This window comes from Myxococcus vastator (assembly GCF_010894475.1).
Taxonomy (GTDB): domain Bacteria; phylum Myxococcota; class Myxococcia; order Myxococcales; family Myxococcaceae; genus Myxococcus; species Myxococcus vastator.
Genome location: NZ_JAAIYB010000131.1, coordinates 1 through 18,569, shown reverse-complemented (window position 1 = coordinate 18,569; position 18,569 = coordinate 1). Strand labels below are relative to the sequence as shown.

The 18,569-nt window shown below is 70.0% G+C and carries 16 protein-coding genes; 7 read left to right on the top strand and 9 right to left on the bottom strand.

Annotation, left to right across the window (positions count from 1 at the left end; all coding sequences use genetic code 11):
- Positions 1-337: 337 nt before the first annotated feature.
- Positions 338-1,177 (top strand): site-specific integrase, encoded by an 840-nt coding sequence (locus G4D87_RS15305; protein WP_163782803.1) that lies wholly within the window; start codon positions 338-340, stop codon positions 1,175-1,177.
- A 191-nt stretch (positions 1,178-1,368) separates the two neighbouring features.
- On the opposite strand, the gene G4D87_RS15300 is transcribed toward G4D87_RS15305, so the two are convergent.
- On the bottom strand, positions 1,369-1,641 hold the full coding sequence (locus G4D87_RS15300) for a hypothetical protein (RefSeq protein WP_163782802.1): 273 nt from the start codon (positions 1,639-1,641) through the stop codon (positions 1,369-1,371).
- A gap of 182 nt (positions 1,642-1,823) precedes the next feature.
- Here G4D87_RS15300 and G4D87_RS15295 point away from each other — a divergent pair, with 182 nt between their 5' ends.
- Positions 1,824-2,633 (top strand): pseudouridine synthase, encoded by an 810-nt coding sequence (locus G4D87_RS15295; RefSeq protein ID WP_163782801.1) that lies wholly within the window; start codon positions 1,824-1,826, stop codon positions 2,631-2,633.
- 50 nt (positions 2,634-2,683) lie between these two features.
- On the top strand, positions 2,684-4,087 hold the full coding sequence (gene sthA / locus G4D87_RS15290; protein ID WP_163782800.1) for a Si-specific NAD(P)(+) transhydrogenase: 1,404 nt from the start codon (positions 2,684-2,686) through the stop codon (positions 4,085-4,087).
- On the opposite strand, the gene encD is transcribed toward sthA, so the two are convergent.
- Together encD and G4D87_RS15280 are read right to left on the bottom strand one after the other, a co-directional pair.
- Positions 4,071-4,400, bottom strand: a complete 330-nt coding sequence (encD, locus tag G4D87_RS15285) for an encapsulin nanocompartment cargo ferric reductase EncD (RefSeq protein ID WP_163782799.1) — start codon at positions 4,398-4,400, stop codon at positions 4,071-4,073. The two genes, sthA and encD, sit on opposite strands and share 17 nt — an antisense overlap.
- 42 nt (positions 4,401-4,442) lie before the next feature.
- Positions 4,443-4,805, bottom strand: a complete 363-nt coding sequence (locus tag G4D87_RS15280; protein WP_163782798.1) for a nuclear transport factor 2 family protein — start codon at positions 4,803-4,805, stop codon at positions 4,443-4,445.
- Positions 4,806-4,963: 158 nt separating this feature from the next.
- On the opposite strand from G4D87_RS15280, the gene fusA reads away from it, so the two are divergent.
- The 3 genes from fusA to G4D87_RS15265 all read left to right on the top strand — a co-directional run bounded on the left by fusA (position 4,964) and on the right by G4D87_RS15265 (position 10,169).
- Positions 4,964-7,078: an elongation factor G gene (fusA, locus tag G4D87_RS15275; protein ID WP_163782797.1), complete on the top strand. Its 2,115-nt coding sequence runs from the start codon at positions 4,964-4,966 to the stop codon at positions 7,076-7,078.
- An 85-nt stretch (positions 7,079-7,163) separates the two neighbouring features.
- Positions 7,164-9,026 (top strand): ABC-F family ATP-binding cassette domain-containing protein, encoded by a 1,863-nt coding sequence (locus tag G4D87_RS15270; protein ID WP_163782796.1) that lies wholly within the window; start codon positions 7,164-7,166, stop codon positions 9,024-9,026.
- Positions 9,027-9,299: 273 nt separating this feature from the next.
- Entirely contained in the window at positions 9,300-10,169 is an 870-nt protein-coding gene (locus G4D87_RS15265; protein WP_240358299.1) for a flagellar motor protein MotB, read from the top strand.
- 24 nt (positions 10,170-10,193) lie between these two features.
- Here G4D87_RS15265 and G4D87_RS15260 read toward each other — a convergent pair whose 3' ends face one another.
- From G4D87_RS15260 to G4D87_RS15250, 3 genes are all read right to left on the bottom strand, one after another.
- Positions 10,194-12,089 (bottom strand): OPT family oligopeptide transporter, encoded by a 1,896-nt coding sequence (locus tag G4D87_RS15260; RefSeq protein WP_163782795.1) that lies wholly within the window; start codon positions 12,087-12,089, stop codon positions 10,194-10,196.
- A 100-nt stretch (positions 12,090-12,189) separates the two neighbouring features.
- The gene (locus G4D87_RS15255) at positions 12,190-12,675 is read right to left on the bottom strand and encodes an FKBP-type peptidyl-prolyl cis-trans isomerase (RefSeq protein WP_163782794.1); all 486 of its coding nucleotides are present in this window, start codon (positions 12,673-12,675) and stop codon (positions 12,190-12,192) included.
- 72 nt (positions 12,676-12,747) lie between these two features.
- Positions 12,748-14,025 carry a dicarboxylate/amino acid:cation symporter gene (locus G4D87_RS15250; protein ID WP_163782804.1) on the bottom strand — a complete coding sequence of 426 codons (1,278 nt, stop codon included), beginning with the start codon at positions 14,023-14,025 and terminating at the stop codon, positions 12,748-12,750.
- 80 nt (positions 14,026-14,105) lie between these two features.
- Between G4D87_RS15250 and G4D87_RS15245 the strand changes: the two genes are divergently transcribed.
- Positions 14,106-14,744 (top strand): hypothetical protein, encoded by a 639-nt coding sequence (locus G4D87_RS15245; protein WP_163782793.1) that lies wholly within the window; start codon positions 14,106-14,108, stop codon positions 14,742-14,744.
- Here G4D87_RS15245 and G4D87_RS15240 read toward each other — a convergent pair.
- The 3 genes from G4D87_RS15240 to G4D87_RS15230 all read right to left on the bottom strand — a co-directional run bounded on the left by G4D87_RS15240 (position 14,723) and on the right by G4D87_RS15230 (position 18,542).
- Positions 14,723-15,505 carry a DNA-methyltransferase gene (locus G4D87_RS15240; protein WP_163782792.1) on the bottom strand — a complete coding sequence of 261 codons (783 nt, stop codon included), beginning with the start codon at positions 15,503-15,505 and terminating at the stop codon, positions 14,723-14,725. The genes G4D87_RS15245 and G4D87_RS15240 overlap by 22 nt on opposite strands.
- Before the next feature lie 50 nt (positions 15,506-15,555).
- A complete protein-coding gene (locus G4D87_RS15235) occupies positions 15,556-16,440 on the bottom strand; it encodes a DUF2381 family protein (protein WP_240358298.1) in 885 nt (294 codons plus the stop codon).
- Positions 16,441-16,520: 80 nt separating this feature from the next.
- Positions 16,521-18,542, bottom strand: a complete 2,022-nt coding sequence (locus G4D87_RS15230; RefSeq protein ID WP_205507596.1) for a serine/threonine protein kinase — start codon at positions 18,540-18,542, stop codon at positions 16,521-16,523.
- Positions 18,543-18,569: the final 27 nt, after the last annotated feature.

Below are 18,569 nucleotides of genomic sequence, written 5' to 3'. Positions count from 1 at the left end.
CTGCTCCACCAGGTGCTCGTGGAGCAATCGTTCAATTTTCGATTCCAGCGTCGCAGGGGTTTTCGTCCGCATCCGCCACGGGTTGCACACCGCGACGACGGCCTCAACACCAGCCCTGAACGGTTACGCCGCGCAGGGCAAGCTGGAGCTGACCGCAGCGCCTGTGCTGGCGGAAATGGTGGAGTGGTACGAACGCACCAGCCTAGCGCACAAGCCGCGCGACACTCAGAAGACGGTGCGGCAGGTGGTGCGCGCGGCGGTTGCGGCACTGCCTGAGCGGCCAACGTCCGGGGATATTTCGGACTGGCTGTCTGACCGCATTCGCAAGGGGGAAATCATGGCCTCCACCGCGAACCTCCACGGCCGCCGTCTCAACCCCGTTTTCGTGTTGGCGCACCAGCTCCGGTGGCCGCTGCTGAGCAACCCGCTGGCGAAAGTGCCGGTGCTCCAGACGGCGCCTCAGTGCCCAAAGGGGTTGGCGGACCTGTACACCACGTGTCCGAAGCTGTTGGCGGCGATGCCGGACGCGCGCTCCAGGGCGTTCGTGTCCATGCAGCGATGGCACGGGCTGCGCGAGTCCGAATCGCTCGGCTTGGAGCCGCGCCACATCAACTGGAGCGCGGGCACGGTGCGCGTCGAGCAACAGCGCAAGCCGTGGCGCGGCTTCGTCCAGGGCCTCAAGCACGACACATGCGCCGCCACATTCGAGCTGCACGATGAGACGGCGGGGCTGCTGCGCGAGGCGGCGCTCGAGTCGATGCGCACGGGCACGGTGCCGCGTGGGCAGACGGCGCGGACGTTCCTCTTCCCTTACTGGGAGAACGAGCTGGACGCGCTGATGGGGCTCATTCGCGCGGCGGCGCAGGATGACTTCCCGTGGCGCGTGGTGGGCGAGTGTGGCGGCGCCGCATGGCATGTGCTGCGCCACACCTACGGAACCGAGCTGGCGCACATGGGCGTGGACTACGGCGAGGTCCAGGTGTTGCTGCGGCACAAGCACCTGTCCACTACCCAGCTCTACGTGGACAGCATCCGTGGGCGGCCCATACCGGTGGCGTCGCTGCCGAGGGTGCGTGAGGAGGCTGCAAAGCGGTCGCGCGAGGCGGCGGAGCGCGCGTCCCGTGGTGTTACTTCGGATGGGTCGAGTATCACCACGGGAGGGGTTCCTGGGCAGTGATTACGCGCAGTTGGAAGGAGTGGACAATCCGAAGTACGCCGGGCGAACTGACGAGCTGGCTCCTTCCAACGGGAATCGAGGGCGTCCAGCCGCCATGCGCAAGAAGCCATCATCTGCACGGGCCCGAAGCTCCCTACGCCGCAGCTCCATCAGCAACGTGCTCGCAGGCGCGGGAACAGCGTGCAGTCCAACTAGACGGAGCGCGGCTTCTGGGGAATGCCCGTCCCCTTGCCCACGCCAATCCCGCCGGGCCCGGAGGTTGGCGGCCCCTTGCGCCCCGCCATGCGCATCGCGCTCCAGGCGAAGGCCGCGGCGGCGACCACCAGCAGCAGGACCCACAGCCAGGTGGACGTGGCAGGGCCCGTCGTGGGCTCCCGGCCGATGGGCAGGGGCGCCTGCGCCTGTGACTGGGCGAGCGCGAGAACGGGGACCAGGAGCGTCAGGTATGGAATCCGGGTGCGCATGACGGGAAGGTGTCCACCGACGCACGTCCCCGCCCACGCTCCCAGAGGGCCACGCCGGCCGCGCGGACACGGAGCGGCCGGCCGGGCGTCCCCCCACAAGCCGGCTCCAGCGCGCCGGGGTTCCACCGGCCTCTACAACTCCCGCTCCCGCCCGAGGCCGGGCCGGGTACAGTGCCGCGCCCATGCCTCGCAAGCTCGACAAGCCGAAGCCGCCGCAGCAGCAGCACAAACGCTGGGAGGGCAAGGAGAAGCCAGACTGGCTGTCGCGCGCGCTGGCCCGCGCGGGCGTCTTTCCCCAGAAGGAAGCGGAGGACGCCATCCGCGCCGGCCGCGTCAGCATCAACGGCCGCGTGGCGAAGATGGCCCTGACGCCCGTGCCGCCTGGCGCCACGGTGAAGGTGGACGGCCACGTCGTGTCCCTGGAGGCCCCGTCCACGCGGGTGCTGGCCTTCCACAAGCCCGCGGGCCTGCTGTCCTCCACGGAGCGGCAGCACCGCACCGGCACCGTCTTCGAGGCGCTGCTGCCCCAGCTCCCGCCGGAGCTGGCCGGCTACACGTGGCACGCCGTGGGCCGCCTGGACGTGGACTCCACGGGCCTGCTGCTCTTCACCAACGACGACAAGCTGGTGGCCCACGCCACGTCCCCGGACACGCGCCTGCCCAAGCGCTACGTGGCCACCGTCTTCAGCACCGCGGATGACGACAAGGTGGAGCCCCTGCGCCGGGGCATGACGTTGGATGACGGCCTCGCCCGCCCCGCGAAGGTGAGCGTGCGGGACGCGCACACGGTGGAGGTGACGCTCACGGAGGGCCGGCACCACCAGGTGAAGCGGATGCTCGGCGCCGTGGGCCTGCCCGTGCGCGCGCTGCACCGCGAGGCCGTGGGCGGCGTGGACCTGGAAGGCATCCCCGAAGGCACCTTCCGGCTGCTGACGGACGACGAGGTCCGCGAGGGGCTCCGCTACGAGGGGCGCGCGCCCTCGGCTCCCTAGCCGCTCGCATTGGCTTCAAACGACCGGGCCGGTCGCGTACCGTCGCCCCCATGGCGGACTTCGACCTGGTGGTGATTGGCTCTGGCCCGGCGGGTGAGTGGGGCGCGGTACAGGCGGCGCTGGCGGGCAAGCGCGTGGCGGTGGTGGAGCGGGAGCCCGTGCTGGGGGGGACCGCGGCGAACACGGGCACCCTCCCCTCCAAGACGCTGCGCGAGACGGCGCTCCACCTGTCCGGCTTCCGGGCGCGCGGGCTGTACAGCGTGGAGACGACGCCGCGGCACGAGGCCACGGTGTCCGACTTCCTCTTCCGCGAACGGCGGGTGAAGGACATCGAGCGCGAGCGCATCGCCCGCAACCTCCAGCGTCACAAGGTGGAGATTGTCCAGGGCACCGGCGCGCTCATGGACGCGAACACCGTCGTCGTGCGGCGCCAGGGCTCCCCGGAGCGGCGCCTCACCGGCGACACCCTCCTGGTGGCCACCGGCTCGTCGCCGTACCGGCCGCCGCTGTACCCCTTCGAGGACCCGCGCATCCACGACTCGGACGAGGTGCTGGAGCTCGAGCGGCTGCCGCGCTCGCTCGTGGTGGTGGGCGCCGGCGTCATCGGCTGTGAGTACGCGTGCATGTTCGCCGCCATGGGCATCCCCGTGACGCTGGTGGAGTCGCGCGCGGAGCTGCTGCCCTTCCTGGACGACGAGCTCTCCGCGCTGCTGGGCCAGCGCATGGAGGCGCTCGGCATCCAGCTTCGCTTCGGCCAGACGGTGGAGCAGGTGGACGTGCCACGGGACGCGGACACCCCCATCCGGCTGCGGCTCTCCTCCGGCGCCGCGCTGGAGGCGGACCAGGTGCTGGTCGCCTCCGGCCGCACCGCCAACACCGCGGGCCTGGGCCTGGAGGCACTGGGCGTGAAGGTGGGCCCGCGCGGCCAGGTGGAGGTGGGCCCCACGTACCAGACGGCCCTGCCCCACCTCTATGCCGTGGGGGACGTCATCGGCTTCCCGGCGCTGGCCTCCACGTCCATGGACCAGGCGCGCATCGCAGTGGAGCACGCGTTCGGCCTGGGCGGCGTGCGCACCATGGCGCCGGTGCTGCCCTACGGCATCTACACCATCCCCGAAGTGTCGATGGCCGGCGAGACGGAAGGAACCCTGCGCAAGCTGAACGTGCCCTACGTGGCCGGCCGCGCCGCCTTCGCCACCAACCCGCGCGGCCAGATTCTGGGAGACACGCACGGCCTGCTGAAGCTGCTCTTCCACCGGGAGAGCCTCAAGCTGCTGGGCGTGCATGTCATGGGACCCCAGGCCTCCGAGCTGGTGCACGTGGGCCTCACGGCCCTCATGACTGGCTCCGGGGCCCGGCTCTTCGTGGAGACGTGCTTCAACTACCCGACGCTGTCGGAGGCCTACAAGGCGGCCACCTTCGACGCGTTGGACCAGCTCAGCGGTTGCTCCTGAGGCTCCCCACCGTGAGGCCCGTAGCGAAAGGGGCCGCTTCGTGCAGGTCGTCCGCCGAGCCCCGCGCCAGCCGAGGAGCCTCGGCGGGGGCTTCCCGGGCCGGCGTCGGCGCGGCGGCGCCGCGGCCCCCTGCCCCTCCGAGCAGTTCCTGGATGCGCTGCCAGCGCGCCTTCTCCTCCACCATCAGCCGGGTGAGCTCCGCGCGAGCGGACCCATCCTCCAGCTCGGAGGCGGCCGCCGCCACGCGGTCCAGGAACGGCATCAGGTAACCGAAGTCCCTGTCGAAGGCGCTGGAGTCTGGGTTCTTCGCCATTGCCGGCCACGCTAGCCCACACTTCGCGGAAGGTGGGGGACTTCAGCCGTGGTACACGCGCGAGGCGACAATCCGGCCGTCGCGCACCTCGAAGACCTCCGCCACCGGCATGGGGGCCTCCCCCGGCGCATGGCGCAGGTACTCCATGAACACCCGGTCCTCGTCCGAGGTGAGGGCCACCAGCTCATACCGCAGCCCCGGCAGCCGGGCGTTGGCCGCCTTCCACCAGGCGGACAGCGCCTGCCGCCCCACCAGCCGCCCGCCCGTCTCCGGGTGCAGCACCCGGATTTTGGGTGACGTGTGGGTGGCGTCCTCGGCATAGAGCGCCACCAGCGCGTCCACGTCGTAGGCGTTGAAGGCGTCCAGCCAGGCTCGGGCCAGGGAGAAGTTTTTCGTCGCGCTCATCGTTAGAAACCCCAACTGAAAACGGCACTGAGTAGGCGGAGGTAGGCTCAGGTGAGTCAATCTCCATGCGGATTTGGCTGGAAACTACGTCCTGTGGGAAGTAGAGGCCCCGCCTGCTCTGTTCCGTCAGGCACTTTCAAGAAAAGAAGGACCGGATCGTGGCCGCCAACGCACCCATCGAGAAGATTCGAAACATCGGTATCTCCGCCCACATCGACTCGGGCAAGACGACGCTCTCTGAGCGCATCCTGTTCTATACGGGTCGGATTCACGAGATCCACGAGGTCCGCGGCAAGGACGGCGTGGGCGCGATCATGGATTCGATGGACCTGGAGCGTGAGAAGGGCATCACCATCCAGTCCGCCGCCACGTTCGCGATGTGGGGCGAGTACAACATCAACCTCATTGACACCCCGGGACACGTGGACTTCACCATCGAGGTGGAGCGCTCGCTCCGCGTCCTCGACGGCGCCATCCTGGTCCTCTGCTCGGTGTCCGGCGTGCAGTCACAGTCCATCACCGTGGACCGCCAGATGAAGCGCTACCGCGTTCCGCGCATCGCGTTCGTCAACAAGATGGACCGCGCTGGCGCGAACTATGACCGCGTGGCCGCTCAGCTGAAGGAGAAGCTGAACCACCACCCCGTGAAGCTTCAGATGCCCATCGGCGCCGAGGACCGCTTCAAGGGCCTGGTCGACCTCATCCAGATGAAGGCGTTCTACTTCGACGGTGAGAACGGCGAGACCATCCGCGAAGAGGAGATTCCCGCGGAGATGCTCGAGGAGGCCAAGGAGCGCCGCCAGCAGATGATTGAAGGCGTGGCCGAGGTCGACGACCAGCTCGGCGAGCTGTTCCTGTCGGACGTGGCCATCCCGAACGACGTGTTGGTCGCCGCCATCCGCCGGGCCACCATCGGCCTGAAGATGACGCCGGTCATGTGCGGCTCCGCCTACAAGAACAAGGGCGTGCAGCTGGCCCTGAACGCCGTCTGCGCGTACCTCCCGAACCCCATGGAGGCGACGAACGAGGCGCTGGACCAGAAGAACAACGAGGCGAAGGTCATCCTCGAGTCCGACCCGGAGAAGCCCTTCGTCGGTCTGGCGTTCAAGCTGGAAGACGGCCGCTACGGGCAGCTGACGTACATGCGCATCTACCAGGGCCGGGTTTCGAAGGGTGACTTCATCATCAACCAGTCGAACCAGAAGAAGGTCAAGGTTCCGCGCATCGTCCGCATGCACTCCAGCCAGATGAACGACATCAACGACGCCACCGCCGGTGACATCGTTGCGCTGTTCGGCATCGAGTGCGCGTCCGGCGACACGTTCACCGACGGCGCCGTGAGCTACACGATGACGTCCATGCACGTGCCGGACGCCGTGATTTCGCTCGCCGTGGCCCCCAAGGACCGCTCCGCGCTGGCCAACTTCTCCAAGGCGCTCAACCGGTTCACCAAGGAGGACCCCACCTTCCGCGTGCACCGTGATGAAGAGTCCGGGCAGACCATCATCCGCGGCATGGGTGAGCTCCACCTGGAGATCTACATCGAGCGCATGAAGCGCGAGTACAACTGCGAGGTCCAGGCCGGCAAGCCGCAGGTGGCTTACCGTGAGACCATCAGCCAGAAGGGCGAGTTCGCGTACACGCACAAGAAGCAGACGGGTGGCTCCGGCCAGTTCGCCCGCGTGTGCGGGTACCTGGAGCCGCTGCCCTCGGACGCGGTGCAGCAGTACGAGTTCGTGGACGACATCGTGGGCGGCTCCATCCCCCGCGAGTTCATCCCGGCCTGCGACAAGGGCTTCACCGAGGCCGTGAAGAAGGGCAGCCTCATCGGCTTCCCCGTGGTGGGTGTGCGCGTGGTCATCAACGACGGTGCCTTCCACGCGGTGGACTCGTCCGAAATGGCGTTCAAGACGGCCGCCATCATGGGCTTCCGTGAGGGCTACGCCGCCGCCAAGCCCATCATCCTCGAGCCGATGATGAAGGTGGAGGTCCAGGCCCCCGAGGACTTCCAGGGCTCCGTCGTGGGTCAGCTGAACCAGCGCCGCGGCACCATCCTCTCCACCGAGACGGCCGAGGGCTACGTCACGGCGGTGGCCGAGGTGCCGCTGAACACCATGTTCGGCTACTCCACGGACCTGCGCTCCGCCACCCAGGGCAAGGGCGAGTACACGATGGAGTTCTCCCGCTACACGCCGGTGCCCCGGAACGAGTCCGAGGCCCTGATGGCGGCGTACAAGGAGAAGCAGGCCGCTGAGCAGGCCGCGCGCAAGTAGTCCGCGCATCCGCCACTCTCTGGCGGTAAGGAAGGCGTCCCTCTTCAATGAGGGGCGCCTTTCGCCTTTTCAGGAGTCCAATCCCGTGACGCTGCTCCGCGCCGCCAACGTTCAGCTCAGCTTCGGAAGCCGCACCGTCTTCCAGGACCTCACCTTCACCATCGAAGAGGGAGAGCGGGTGGGCCTGGTGGGCGTCAACGGCTCCGGCAAGTCGTCGCTGATGAAAATCCTGGCCGGGGCCTCCCGCGCCGACACGGGCGAGCTCCAGCTGCGCCGCGGCGCCCGCGTCACCTACCTGCCCCAGGAGCCGGAGTTCCCCGAAGGCGCCACGGTGGCCTCCGAGCTGTCCGTGTCCCAGGGGCCGCTGAAGGAGACGCTGGCCGCCCACGCGGAGCTGGCGCAGCGGATGGAGTCCGCCCCCGCCCAGGAGCAGGACAAGCTCATGGCGCAGTTCTCCGCGCTCAGCGACCGCATCGAGCAGATGGGCGGCTGGGACACCGAGCACCACGCGAAGACGCTGCTGGACAGGTTGGGTGTGAAGGACTGGGACCGGCCCGTGGCGCAGCTGTCCGGCGGCCTGCGCAAGCGCGTGGCCATTGCCCGGGCCCTGCTGACGCGGCCGGACCTGCTGCTGCTGGACGAGCCCACCAACCACCTGGACGCGGACACGGTGGACTGGCTGGAGGAGGAGCTGGACAAGCTGCCCGGGGCGCTGCTGCTCGTCACGCACGACCGGTACTTCCTGGACGGGCTGGTGGACCGCATCGTCGAAATCCAGCCCGGCGCGGGCGTGACGTCGTATCCCGGCAACTACCAGGCCTACGTGGAGCAGAAGCTGGTGGCGCAGGAGAACGCCGCGCTGGCGCAGCACAAGCGCGAGCGCTGGATTGCGCAGGAAGTGGCGTGGCTGCGCAAGGGCCCGGAGGCCCGCCGCACCAAGAGCAAGTCGCGCATCGACCGGGCGCAGAAGCTGATGGCGGAGAAGGGCTTCGAGCGCCCCAAGGTGGCGGACCTGCGCGTGGCGGCGGCGCCCCGGCTGGGCCACACCGTCATCGAGGCCGAGGGCGTGAAGAAGGCCTTTGGCGACCGGAAGGTGCTGGACGGCGTGGACTTCCGCCTCCAGCGCGGCGAGCGCGTGGGCCTGGTGGGGCCCAACGGCGTGGGCAAGACGACCTTCCTGCGCGTGCTGCTGGGCGAGGTGGAGCCCGACGGCGGCAAGCTCGTCATCGGGAAGAACACGAAGGTGGCGTACTACGACCAGAGCCGGGCGCAGCTCGACCTGGAGGCCACCGTGTACGAGTCGGCCTCGCAGGGCGAGGACTGGGTGGAGCTGGGCGACCAGAAGGTGGCCCTGCGCGACTACCTGGACGACCTGCTCTTCCCCGTGCCCATGCAGCGCATGAAGGTGAAGGCGCTGTCGGGCGGCGAGCGCAACCGGCTGCTGCTGGCGCGCCTGTTCCTGGAGGGCGCCAACGTGCTGGTGCTGGACGAGCCCACCAATGATTTGGACATCGTCACCCTCAACATCCTGGAGCGGCTGCTCCTGGACTTCGGGGGCAGCACCCTGCTCGTCACGCACGACCGGTACTTCCTGGACAAGGTGGCCACCAGCATCCTCACCTTCGAGGGCGAAGGCCGCGTCACCCGCTACGAGGGCAACTACGCGATGTACCGGCGGCTGAAGGAGCAGTCGGACGCGAAGGCCGCGCGCAAGGCCGGGAAGCTCTCCTACAAGGACCAGCGCGAGCTGGACGGCATGGAGGCCACCATCGAGGCCGCCGAGTCGCGCAAGGCCAGCCTGGAGGCCCAGCTCGCCGACCCCGCCGTGTACAGCAACGGCCCCAAGGTGGCGGAGGTGCAGAAGGAGCTGGACGCCACCGTCGCCGAGGTGGACCGGCTGTACACGCGCTGGCAGGAGCTGCAGGACCTGGCCGCCGCCAGCGCATAGGCCGACGCGCGTCTGTCCATCCCCCGCCATGTCTGGGAATGGGACTTCGCGGAAACCCAGGGAGAATCCGGACGGCTGGCACGTCAAGCCAGTGCGTTGTTTGGAACCCCAATACTTGCTGGACGCAAGGGAAGGTGTGGCGCCCTTGCGCGGGGCTGGCGCGTCGTGCGACTCGTGGGGGGCTTCGGGGCCGTCGCACTCACGTCATGATTCATTGGAGGCGTCGTCTTGCCGTCCCGGCCTGCACTTGCGCTTGTCTCTGCGTTGTCTTCATTGGCCCTGCTTCTCGGCCCCGCTGAAACGCGGGCCCAGGGCCGCTCGCTCCCCTCCTTCAACCTCCAGCGTCTGGAATTGGACCCGGCGGCGCTGGGCTCGCTGATGGTGGGCACGGGCCGCACGCTGCCCCAGGGCGCGCTGCGGATGTCCGTCCAGGGGCACTACGAGCAGCTCCCCTTCCACTTCCAGCGGCGCTGGGAGCCGGGCGGAGGCAGCGGCCTGGTGGAGGACCGCTTCACCATGGACCTGACGGCCGCCTACGGCGTGCTGCCGTGGCTCCAGGTCGCCGCGGAGGTGCCCTTCATCGTCAGCCAGGGCGGCTCGCGCTTCCGCGACTTCAACGCCCCGGAAGGCTCGGGGATGGGCACACCGTGGCTGGGCCTGCGCGCGGCGCTGCTGCGTCAGGACTTCGGCTTCCAGCTGGCGGCGGACGTGTCGGCCGCGCTCCCGGTGGGCAGCACGGCGCTGCTGGCCCGGGACGACTACGCGGTGCACCCCCGCCTGCAGGTCGGCTTCCTGGCGGAGACGTGGCAGGTGGGCGGGGAGGCTGGCGTGCTGGTGCGCAAGAAGCACGAGCTCGTCAGCGTGTCCGGCTTCTCCCAGGACGTCATCGGCAGCGAGCTGCGGCTGGGCGCCACGGTGACGTCGCGAGCCGGAGAGAGCACGCGCGGCGAGGTGAGCGTCGTGGCAGGGCTGCCGCTGCAAGGTGGCCGTCCGGGCGGCGAGCTGCTGCTGGCCATCCGCAAGCACGCGCTGTCCTGGATGGACCTCTACGTCATGGGCGGGCCCGGCGTGGGCGCTGGCATGGACACGCCCACCTTCCGCTTCATGGCGGGCGCCTCGTTCTCCACCTTCAAGGTGGACTGAAGCGCCCCGCCCCGCCGCGGCGTCCTACTTGGGCATCACTCCGAAGGCCTTCGCCATCGCGATGCCGATGCCCAGCAGGCTCTCTCCCGCGATGAAGCCGGAGGACACCGGCAGCACCATGTCGTCCGCCAGCTTCGGCTTCGTGCGACGCAGCAGCGCGGCGATGGCTGAACCCAGGAAGAAGGCGATGGAGCTGGAGCCCGGAATCACGATGGCCAGCCCGAAGCCCGCGGGGGACGGCACGTAGGCCTTCGCCTTCGCCGGAGCCCAGCGCTCCAGCAGCACCAGGAAGATGCCCAGCGTGGCGCCGCACAGCGCGCCCACGCGCGCCGAGCCCGGCAGCGCGGCCACGCCCGTGGCGAGCAGCTTCGACACGCCGGCCCACACCATGGAGGCGGGCGCGGGGAACTCCTCGGAGCCCAGCATGCTGGCATCCGGCACCAGAATCTTGAACACGGGCACCACCACCGCCGCGCCGGCCACCACGCCGAAGAGCTGCGCGACGAACTGCTGGCGCGGGTTGGCGCCCAGCAGCCACCCGGACTTGAGGTCCGTCAGCAGGTCCGCCGAGTGGAGCCCCACGCCGCCCGTCGCGTTGGCGCTCATGACGTTGGCGGGGATGTTGCCCGGCGCCAGGCCGCCGAAGATGAGCTGCGTGACGGGGCCCAGCGCCTTGGTGGGCGTGGTGTCCGTCTCGCCCGTCACCCGGCTGGCGATGACGCCCATGACGACGGCCAGCGGCATGGCCAGCACGCCCGCCCACCATGGAATCTGGAACAGGTAGGCCATGAGGAACACGGCCACCGGGCCCAGAATCGCGAAGCCCAGGGGGAACCATGAGGGCGGGCACTCAATACCGGCCAGCGGGTCCGCCTCCTCCGCCTTCGCGTTCTTCCCCTTGAACAGGCCGGACAGCGACTTGAAGGAGCGCGCCACGCTGCGCCACTGGAAGGCGAAGGAGAGCAGGCCCGAGGACACCAGCACCGCGGAGCCCGTCCACACCATCCAGCTGTTGATGGAGCGGTAGCTGACCTCGGCGATGGCGCCCTGGCTCACCATGGCCGGGGCCAGGAAGCCATAGGTGAGCACCGCGCCCAGCAGCATGGACCAGCCCGTGCGGAAGCTCACCAGCGCGCCCGCGCCCACCAGCAGCAGGCTGAACTCGAAGGACAGCGACCACGCCGACGCCTTCTGCCCCAGCATCGTGAAGGGCAGGCTCACCTTCTCCGGGATGTTGGCCAGCCACGTGAAGCGCGCGTCGCGCAGGGCCACGACGAACGCGCCAATGGCGCCGGAGATGCCGAGCAGCCGCGACTTGCGCCGGGCCACCTCGCCATGGCCATGCAGCGCGCGGATGGTCTCCGCGGTGGCCGTGCCGGTGGGGAACGGCAGCGCCTCGATGTTGATGAGCTGGCGCTTGATGGGGATGGCCGCGAAGACGCCCAGCGCGGAGATGACGGCGAACCAGACCATCAGCCAGCCCGAGGACGGCAGCGTCCCCGTCAGCATCAGCAGCGCGGGCACCGCGGCCATGTTGCCGCCGCCCGTCATGTAGCCCGCGGCCGACGCCACCGAGCCCATGGCGTTGTTCTCCAGGTCGGTGAACTCCGACTTCAGCACCCGAATCGAGCGCAGCGTGCCGAACACCGCGAAGGCCAGGATGCAGGCGGTGATGGTGACGCCCAGGCTCCAGCCCGTCTTGAGGATGACGTACAGGTTGGACAGGCACATCACCGCGCCAATCGCCATGCCGGCGATGACGGCGCGCACCGTGAGCTGGCGCGCCCCACCCTGGTAGACGTGCTCCAGCCAGTAACGCTCCGGGTCCTGGGCCGCGGAGGCGCCCGCGTCCCCCGGTGCGTCGGACGGTTGGATGCGGAGGTCGCTGGGGCTGGGCGTCTGCGAGGGGGACTGGCTCATGGGGGCCGCGACAATAATCCACGCCCCTTCCCCTCGCGAGCGCGACGTGTGACGGGCGGGCCAACCTCCTGGGCTGGCCGCGCCGCGTCAGGGCGGCACGTCAGCCGTGCTCATGCCCGCCCGGCCCGTGGACGTGGCCGTGGGTGAGCTCCTCCTGCGTGGCGGTCCGCACGCCCTTCACGGTGACGTCGAAGTGCAGCGTCTTGCCGGCCAGCGGGTGGTTGAGGTCCACCACGACGCCGTCCTCGCGCACCTCCTGGATGCGCAGCTGGATGTCGCCCTGGTCCGTCTGCGCCATCAACGTCTGGCCGGCCTGCGGCGAGAAGCCGGGCGGCAGCATGTCGCGCGGCACGGTGCGCACGCCCGCCGGGTCGTGCTCGCCGTAGCCCTGGCCGGGCGCCACCACCACCTGCTTGCTCTCCCCCAGGCTCATGCCCTCCAGGGCGCCTTCGAGCCCCGGGACAATCTGCCGGTGCCCGTGCAGGTAGGAGAGCGGCTGCTCGGGCGCGCTCTGGTCGATGACCTGACCGTCCCCCAGGTGCAGCCGGTATTCGAGCGAGACGACGGAATTCTTGGCGACCCTCATGCGGGGCTCCTTGCCGATGATTGCGATGGGACTGCGTTTGCCGTGGGAAGGTGCGGCGGGAAATGCCCGGCGTCAGGACGCGGAGGGGTCCACGGCTCCCTCTTCGGCCGGGCTGTCGGCCGGCTCCCCGCGCGCCACGTAGACGGCGGCGGCCAGGTCCCCGGTGACGTTGAGCGTGGTGCGGCACATGTCCAGGAAGCGGTCCACGCCCAGGATGAGGCCCAGGCCCTCCACCGGAATCTTGAACATGCCCAGAATCATCGCGATGACGGGGATGGAGCCCGCCGGCACCCCCGCGGTGCCGATGCCCGCCAGGATGCAGATGAACATGATGAGCGCCTGGTCGGGCAGGCTGAGCGGCACGCCGTAGACCTGCGCGAGGAAGAGCACCGTGACGCCTTCGAAGAGCGCGGTGCCGTTCTGGTTCATGGCCGAGCCGGCGGTGAGCACGAAGCGCGACACGTTGCGCGGCAGCTTGAGGTTCTCCTCCGCCACCTTGAGCGCGGTGGGCAGCGTGGCGCTGGAAGAGGACGTGGAGAAGGCCGTGACGATGGCCAGCCGGCTGCTTCGGAAGAACTCGATGGGGTTTCGCCCGCCCAGGAAGCGCACCGACAGCGAGTAGACGATGAACATGTGCAGGCCCAGCGCCAGCAGCACCGTGCCCATGTACGAGGCGAGCTGCACGAAGATGCCGAAGCCCAGCCGCGCCGTCATGGAGAACAGCAGCGCGGCCACGCCGAAGGGCGCCAGGCTCAGCACGCCGTCGATGAGCTTCATCATCACGTCGTAGAGGCCCTGGATGGTATCCCGCAGGCGCAGCACGGGCTCCGTCGGGGTGAGCGCCACGCCCAGGCCGAAGATGAGCGAGAAGACGATGAGGCCGATGAAGTCCCCGTCCGCCGCGGCCTTGATGGGGTTGGTGGGCACCATGGAGATGAGCACCGCGCCGAACGAGGACGCCCCTGGCGCGGCGGCCGCCTGGATGGTCATCCCGCCCTGGGCCAGCGCACGGGCCTCGTCACTGAGGCCCGCGCCGGGCTGAAGCGTGTTGACCAGCACCAGGCCGATGAGGACGGAGATGGAGGACAGGACGACGGTGTAGCCCAGCGTGCGAGCCCCCAGCCGCCCCACCTGCTTGAGGTCCAACTCCGCCACCGCCGCGACAATGGCGGAGAACAGCAGCGGCACCACGAGCATCAGCAACAGGCGGATGAAGATCTGCCCCACCGGCGAGGCGACGTTGTCCACGACGAAGGTCAGCCAGGGCGCGCCGCCCGCGACGACGTTGGCGACAAGTCCCGCCACCGCGCCGGAGGCAATACCGACGAGCATCTTCTGGTGCGCCTTCATCAAGTCTCCGAGCCCTCCTCGCCGGAGGAGAATGGTCCACGCCACCGGGCGGTAGGCGAAGATGGCATGCTGTCCTCCTCGTGGAAACCCTCGTTCGACTCACCGAGAACGCCGTGCCCCCCCTGCTCTTCCGCCGCCTGCTGCGGCGCTTGGGCGTCGTGGGCACGGAGCGCCTGCGCCAGACCTACCAGACGACCTTCTGGTACGACTTCGGCCCCGCGGCCAACGTGGTGGAGGACATCATCCTCACGCTGCGTCCGCGCATCGCCGGCAGCCGCCGCGTGGCCGGCGTGGAGTGGTGGCTGTCACGCATGTACCCGACGGACGTGCGCGTGGACTTCCACCAGGACCGCGACGAGAAGCTCGCGCTGCGCACCGGGGAGCTGGTGCACCCGCGCATCTCCTCGGTGCTGTTCCTCAACCGGGTGCGCGGCGGCGCGCTGGTGGTGACGCGCGAGCCGCCCGACGCGGCCAACCCGTCCCTGGCTCCCGCGAACCTGGACACCGCCGACCTGGTGACGCCCCGGCCCAACCGGCTGGTGACGTTCGACGGCACGCTCACGCACGGCGTGCTGGACGCGGACAACCAGATTCCCGACGGGAAGCTGCCCGGGACGTCCCGCCAGCGCCGCACGCTGGTGATGAACTGGTGGGGACACCGTCCCACCGACATCCCCACGTGGGCGGACACGCGCCTCTACCGGGCGCTGGCGCGCTGAGCCTCCTCGCGGGCCGTCTCGCGCAGGCGGTGGGTGACGCGCTCGGCCCACTCCGGCTCGATTTCCAGGCACGCGGGCCGCCGGCCCAGCCGCAGCGCCGCCGACGGCATGGAGCCGCTGCCCGCGAAGGGGTCCAGCACCGTGTCCCCCGGGCGGCTGTACGTGCGCAGCAGCGGCTCCAGGACGGAGAAGGGCTTGTGGTGCGGGTGGCCGCCCCAGCGCTTCGCCTCGCCTTCATCGTCGTAGCCGCCGACGACGGCCCAGACGGTGGGCAAGTCGCCTGGCGCCAGCGGCGGCGCGGGCGTGCGGGCAATCACGAGGGCGACTTCGTAGACGCGGAGCGTCTGCTCGTTGGCGTTCTTGTCGGTGGTGCGCTTGCCCCAGACGTACTCGCCGCGCAGGTGCGGGTAGCCCAGCCCGCGCGCGGCGGTGAGGAGCGGCTCCTTGCCCAGCAGGTTCGTCCAGATGATGAGGGGCGCGTCCGGCGTCAGGTGCGCGGTGGCGCGCGACAGCCAGGCCTCGGAGAAGGCGCGGTAGTCGCGCACCGTCTCGAAGCGGACGATGGGGTTCTGGTCGATCTTCTTGTGCGCGCGCGTGTCTCGCAGGTCGCCCCCCTTGCGCCGCCGGGTGAGCAGGCAGTACGGCGGGTCCGTGTGGAGCAACGCGGCGCGGGTGTCGCCCAGCGCGGCGCGGTAGCCCGCCGGCTCGCGGGAATCGGCGTTGATGCAGCGAAGGGACTCGGGCGGGGGGATGGAGGTCATCGGCCTGAGCGGCACCCTACACGGCGGGGCGCGGGGCTCAAGTGGCGCGCTCACGGGGCTTGGAGTCCCTCCAGCTTCAAGGTCCGCTTGCGGCCCTCGTCCCACAGCTCGAGCGTGTACCGGCCGTGGTCCGCGGCCTCCGGCTCGTCCACGATGATGATGACGGGCTGGCGGCCGTCGGGGCCCACCGAGCCCTCTTGCCAGGGTGGGAGTGTCTTCAGCCGCTTGCCATGGACGTCCGTGAGCGTCGCCCCCACCGCGCGCCAGCCATTCCACGTCCCTGCCCTCACTGGCGTGAGCCTCAGCGCGGCCCACCGGGGGGACAGGCGGACGAAGGCCACGCGCGCGGGGGCGACGTCCCCCGCCACCTTCCGGGGGACCCAGAACCGGGAGTGGACGATGCCCGTGTCCCCGAGCTCCGCGATCAGCGTCTCTCGGGCGTACTCAGCCCCCGTTCGCGACTGCTGGAGCTGTTGCACCTGGCGCTCCAAACGGACCATCCCCGCTCGGAGCTCCTCCACCTCCTGCCGGTAGGACGCCGCCGAGCGCGCGTGGCGGTAGAGCTCGATTTGACGCTCCGCGCGCGCGGCATCCACGACGAGCACCACGACGGCGCGATCGGGCACCGCGCCGTCATGGAAGCGGACCTCCAACCGCAGCCGCTCGCCCTCACGAAACGTGGACGAGGGGACCACCACCAGGTGGTCCTCGGTCACCCCGAAGCGCTGGAACCGCTCACGGCCCTCCAGGACCAACTGCTCGGGGCGGATGCGCGCATCGAAGAACAAGGTGGTGGACAGTCCAGGGCTGATGCGGACCTCCGGGGGCGTCACCAGCATCCCCGCCTGGACGTCAATGCGCCGGACCGCGGTGCCAGTGCCTGGCGTATCCAGTGCCGCGGCCTGCGCCGTGGCGGCCCACAACACTCCCGACACGAGCACGATGAATGCGGACGAACCATTCAAGAGCGAGCCACCTCCAGCAAGGGCGCGTCCACACCATGACAGCGGGAGGCCTACTCGGGCGTCCCCATTTGACCGAGAACCTCTGACGTCATCAGGTTGACGCCCGAACCCATCAACGGCTTCTCGGGCGTGCTATCCCATTCGTAGAGCATCCCGACTCGCCTCGGGAAGGGACTGTCAACGATGTTGGCGCAGACCGGCAGCCGCTGACCGTCGGGCGTCTCCACCTCGGTGATCCAACCGTAGACGTACTTCTTGCCCCGGAACAACGTGCCGTACATCCGGGTCCCCTTGGGGAACCGCCCCTCGTAGTGACTGACAATCTCGCTGATGGCGTGGAGGGTGATGGGGGAGCCGTCTGGCGGCACGGGGATGATGCCTTCGTTGGGGTCGATGTAGAGCCTCTCCCAGTTGCCCATCATCCTGCCCATCTTGAAGCCCCGCTTCCGCATGCCCTCCACCACCTCTGGCGGGCACTCGCGCTTGGGCGACGCCTCCCTCACCTGAGGCCCGCTGGCGCAGGCGGCGGTGAGGCAGGCCACGGCGGCGGCCTTGCCCAGGGCGCCTCCGGACGACTGGCGCTTCCTGGGCCGCGCCGCGGGGGCCGCTTCGCCCTCCGCGTCGGAGGATGCCACCTGCGCGGACACCTCGTCCCGCGCGCCCGTGTCGTGGACCGCGCCCGCGTCCTGAGAGGGCGGCACCACCTCCAGGAGGGGCATCTCGGGGGGATTCGAAGAACGACTCGTCACTGCGGGACTTCCTTTCTCAATGGGAAGAGACGGGGCAGGAGCCGGGTCTCCCGCGGTGGGCAGCGCGAGGCGGCTCACCCCGAACGCCACCAACCCCACGGCCACCAGCGCGGCCCCCACCAGCCCCGCGGCGGCGCTGCGGCTCGGGCGCGGTGCCCGCGGCGCGGGTGTCTCCACGGAGGGCGCCTCCACCGCGAGCGCCGCCGGTGGCTCGGACGCCGCGGCGGGTGCGCTCGCGCTCGCCACGGGGGCCTCCCGGGGCTCCGGATTGAGGGGCAGCACCGGCGCGCCACCGGACGACTCCCGGGGCCGGACGGGCCGCGAGGACGTGGCGGCGTCGGGCACCATGCGCACCCGCGGGGCCTCCGCGTCCGCGCCCTCGGGAGGACGGTCCAGCGACACCTTCCAGGCCGGCTGCCGCTTCTCCTTGGCCACATCCCAGAGGGCCTGGAGCAGGGCCTCCGTGTTGGCGTAGCGGTCCTCGGGGCGCTTGGCGAGCAGCCGCAGGGCGATGTCACCCAGGGCGCGCGGCACCTTCGGGTTGACGACGTGGGGCGCGCGCGGCGTCACCGTCTCGATGGCCGGCAGCAGGCGGTCATACGGGAGCTTCGGGTCGAACGCGTAGCCATCCGTGAGCGCCTCGTACAACAGCGCGCCCAGCGCGTAGAGGTCCCCTGGCACGCCCGCGTCGAAGCTGGCGCCCTGCTGCCACGAGCCTTCGCGCAGGAAGGCGACGCACTCGGGCGGCAGCAGATGGGGCGAGGCGGGCGCCACGCCCACCGTCAACGTCGTGGCCGCGGGCAGCCGCACCGTGCCCAGGTCGATGAGGAAGGGGCGCTCGTCCTCGCGGCGGATGAGGACGTTGTCGCCCTTCATGTCCCGGTGGTGCACGCCCCGGCGGTGCAGGTCCGCCATCACGCGGACCACTTCCGTGAAGACGGACAGCAGGTGCGCCGCCGTGGGCTTCACCCGCCAGCGCCACTCGTGGAACGTCTCGCCATCGATGTAGTCGGTGACGAAGTACAGGTAGCCGTCGGGAGGCTCGGGCCAGCGGTCCACGGCGTGCAACGCCGGGAGGTTCGGATGGGGCGCGCAGGACAGCAGCGCCGCGACCTCATGCGCCAGCCGGCCGTTGATGTCCTCTTCCTCCGCCGCGTGGAGTCCCGCCGGACGCAGCGCCATCTTCAGCGAGTAGTGGCGGCCCGCCCGCTCCACCTGGAAGACCCGGCCGAAGCCCCCCGAGCCCAGCGACGCGACGACGCGCCAGGGGCCGACCTCGCTGCCCGGGACGAGCTGATCCGGATGGAAGGGAGGCGACCTCACGGCCACAGTCGTTGCCCTCCGCCCGCC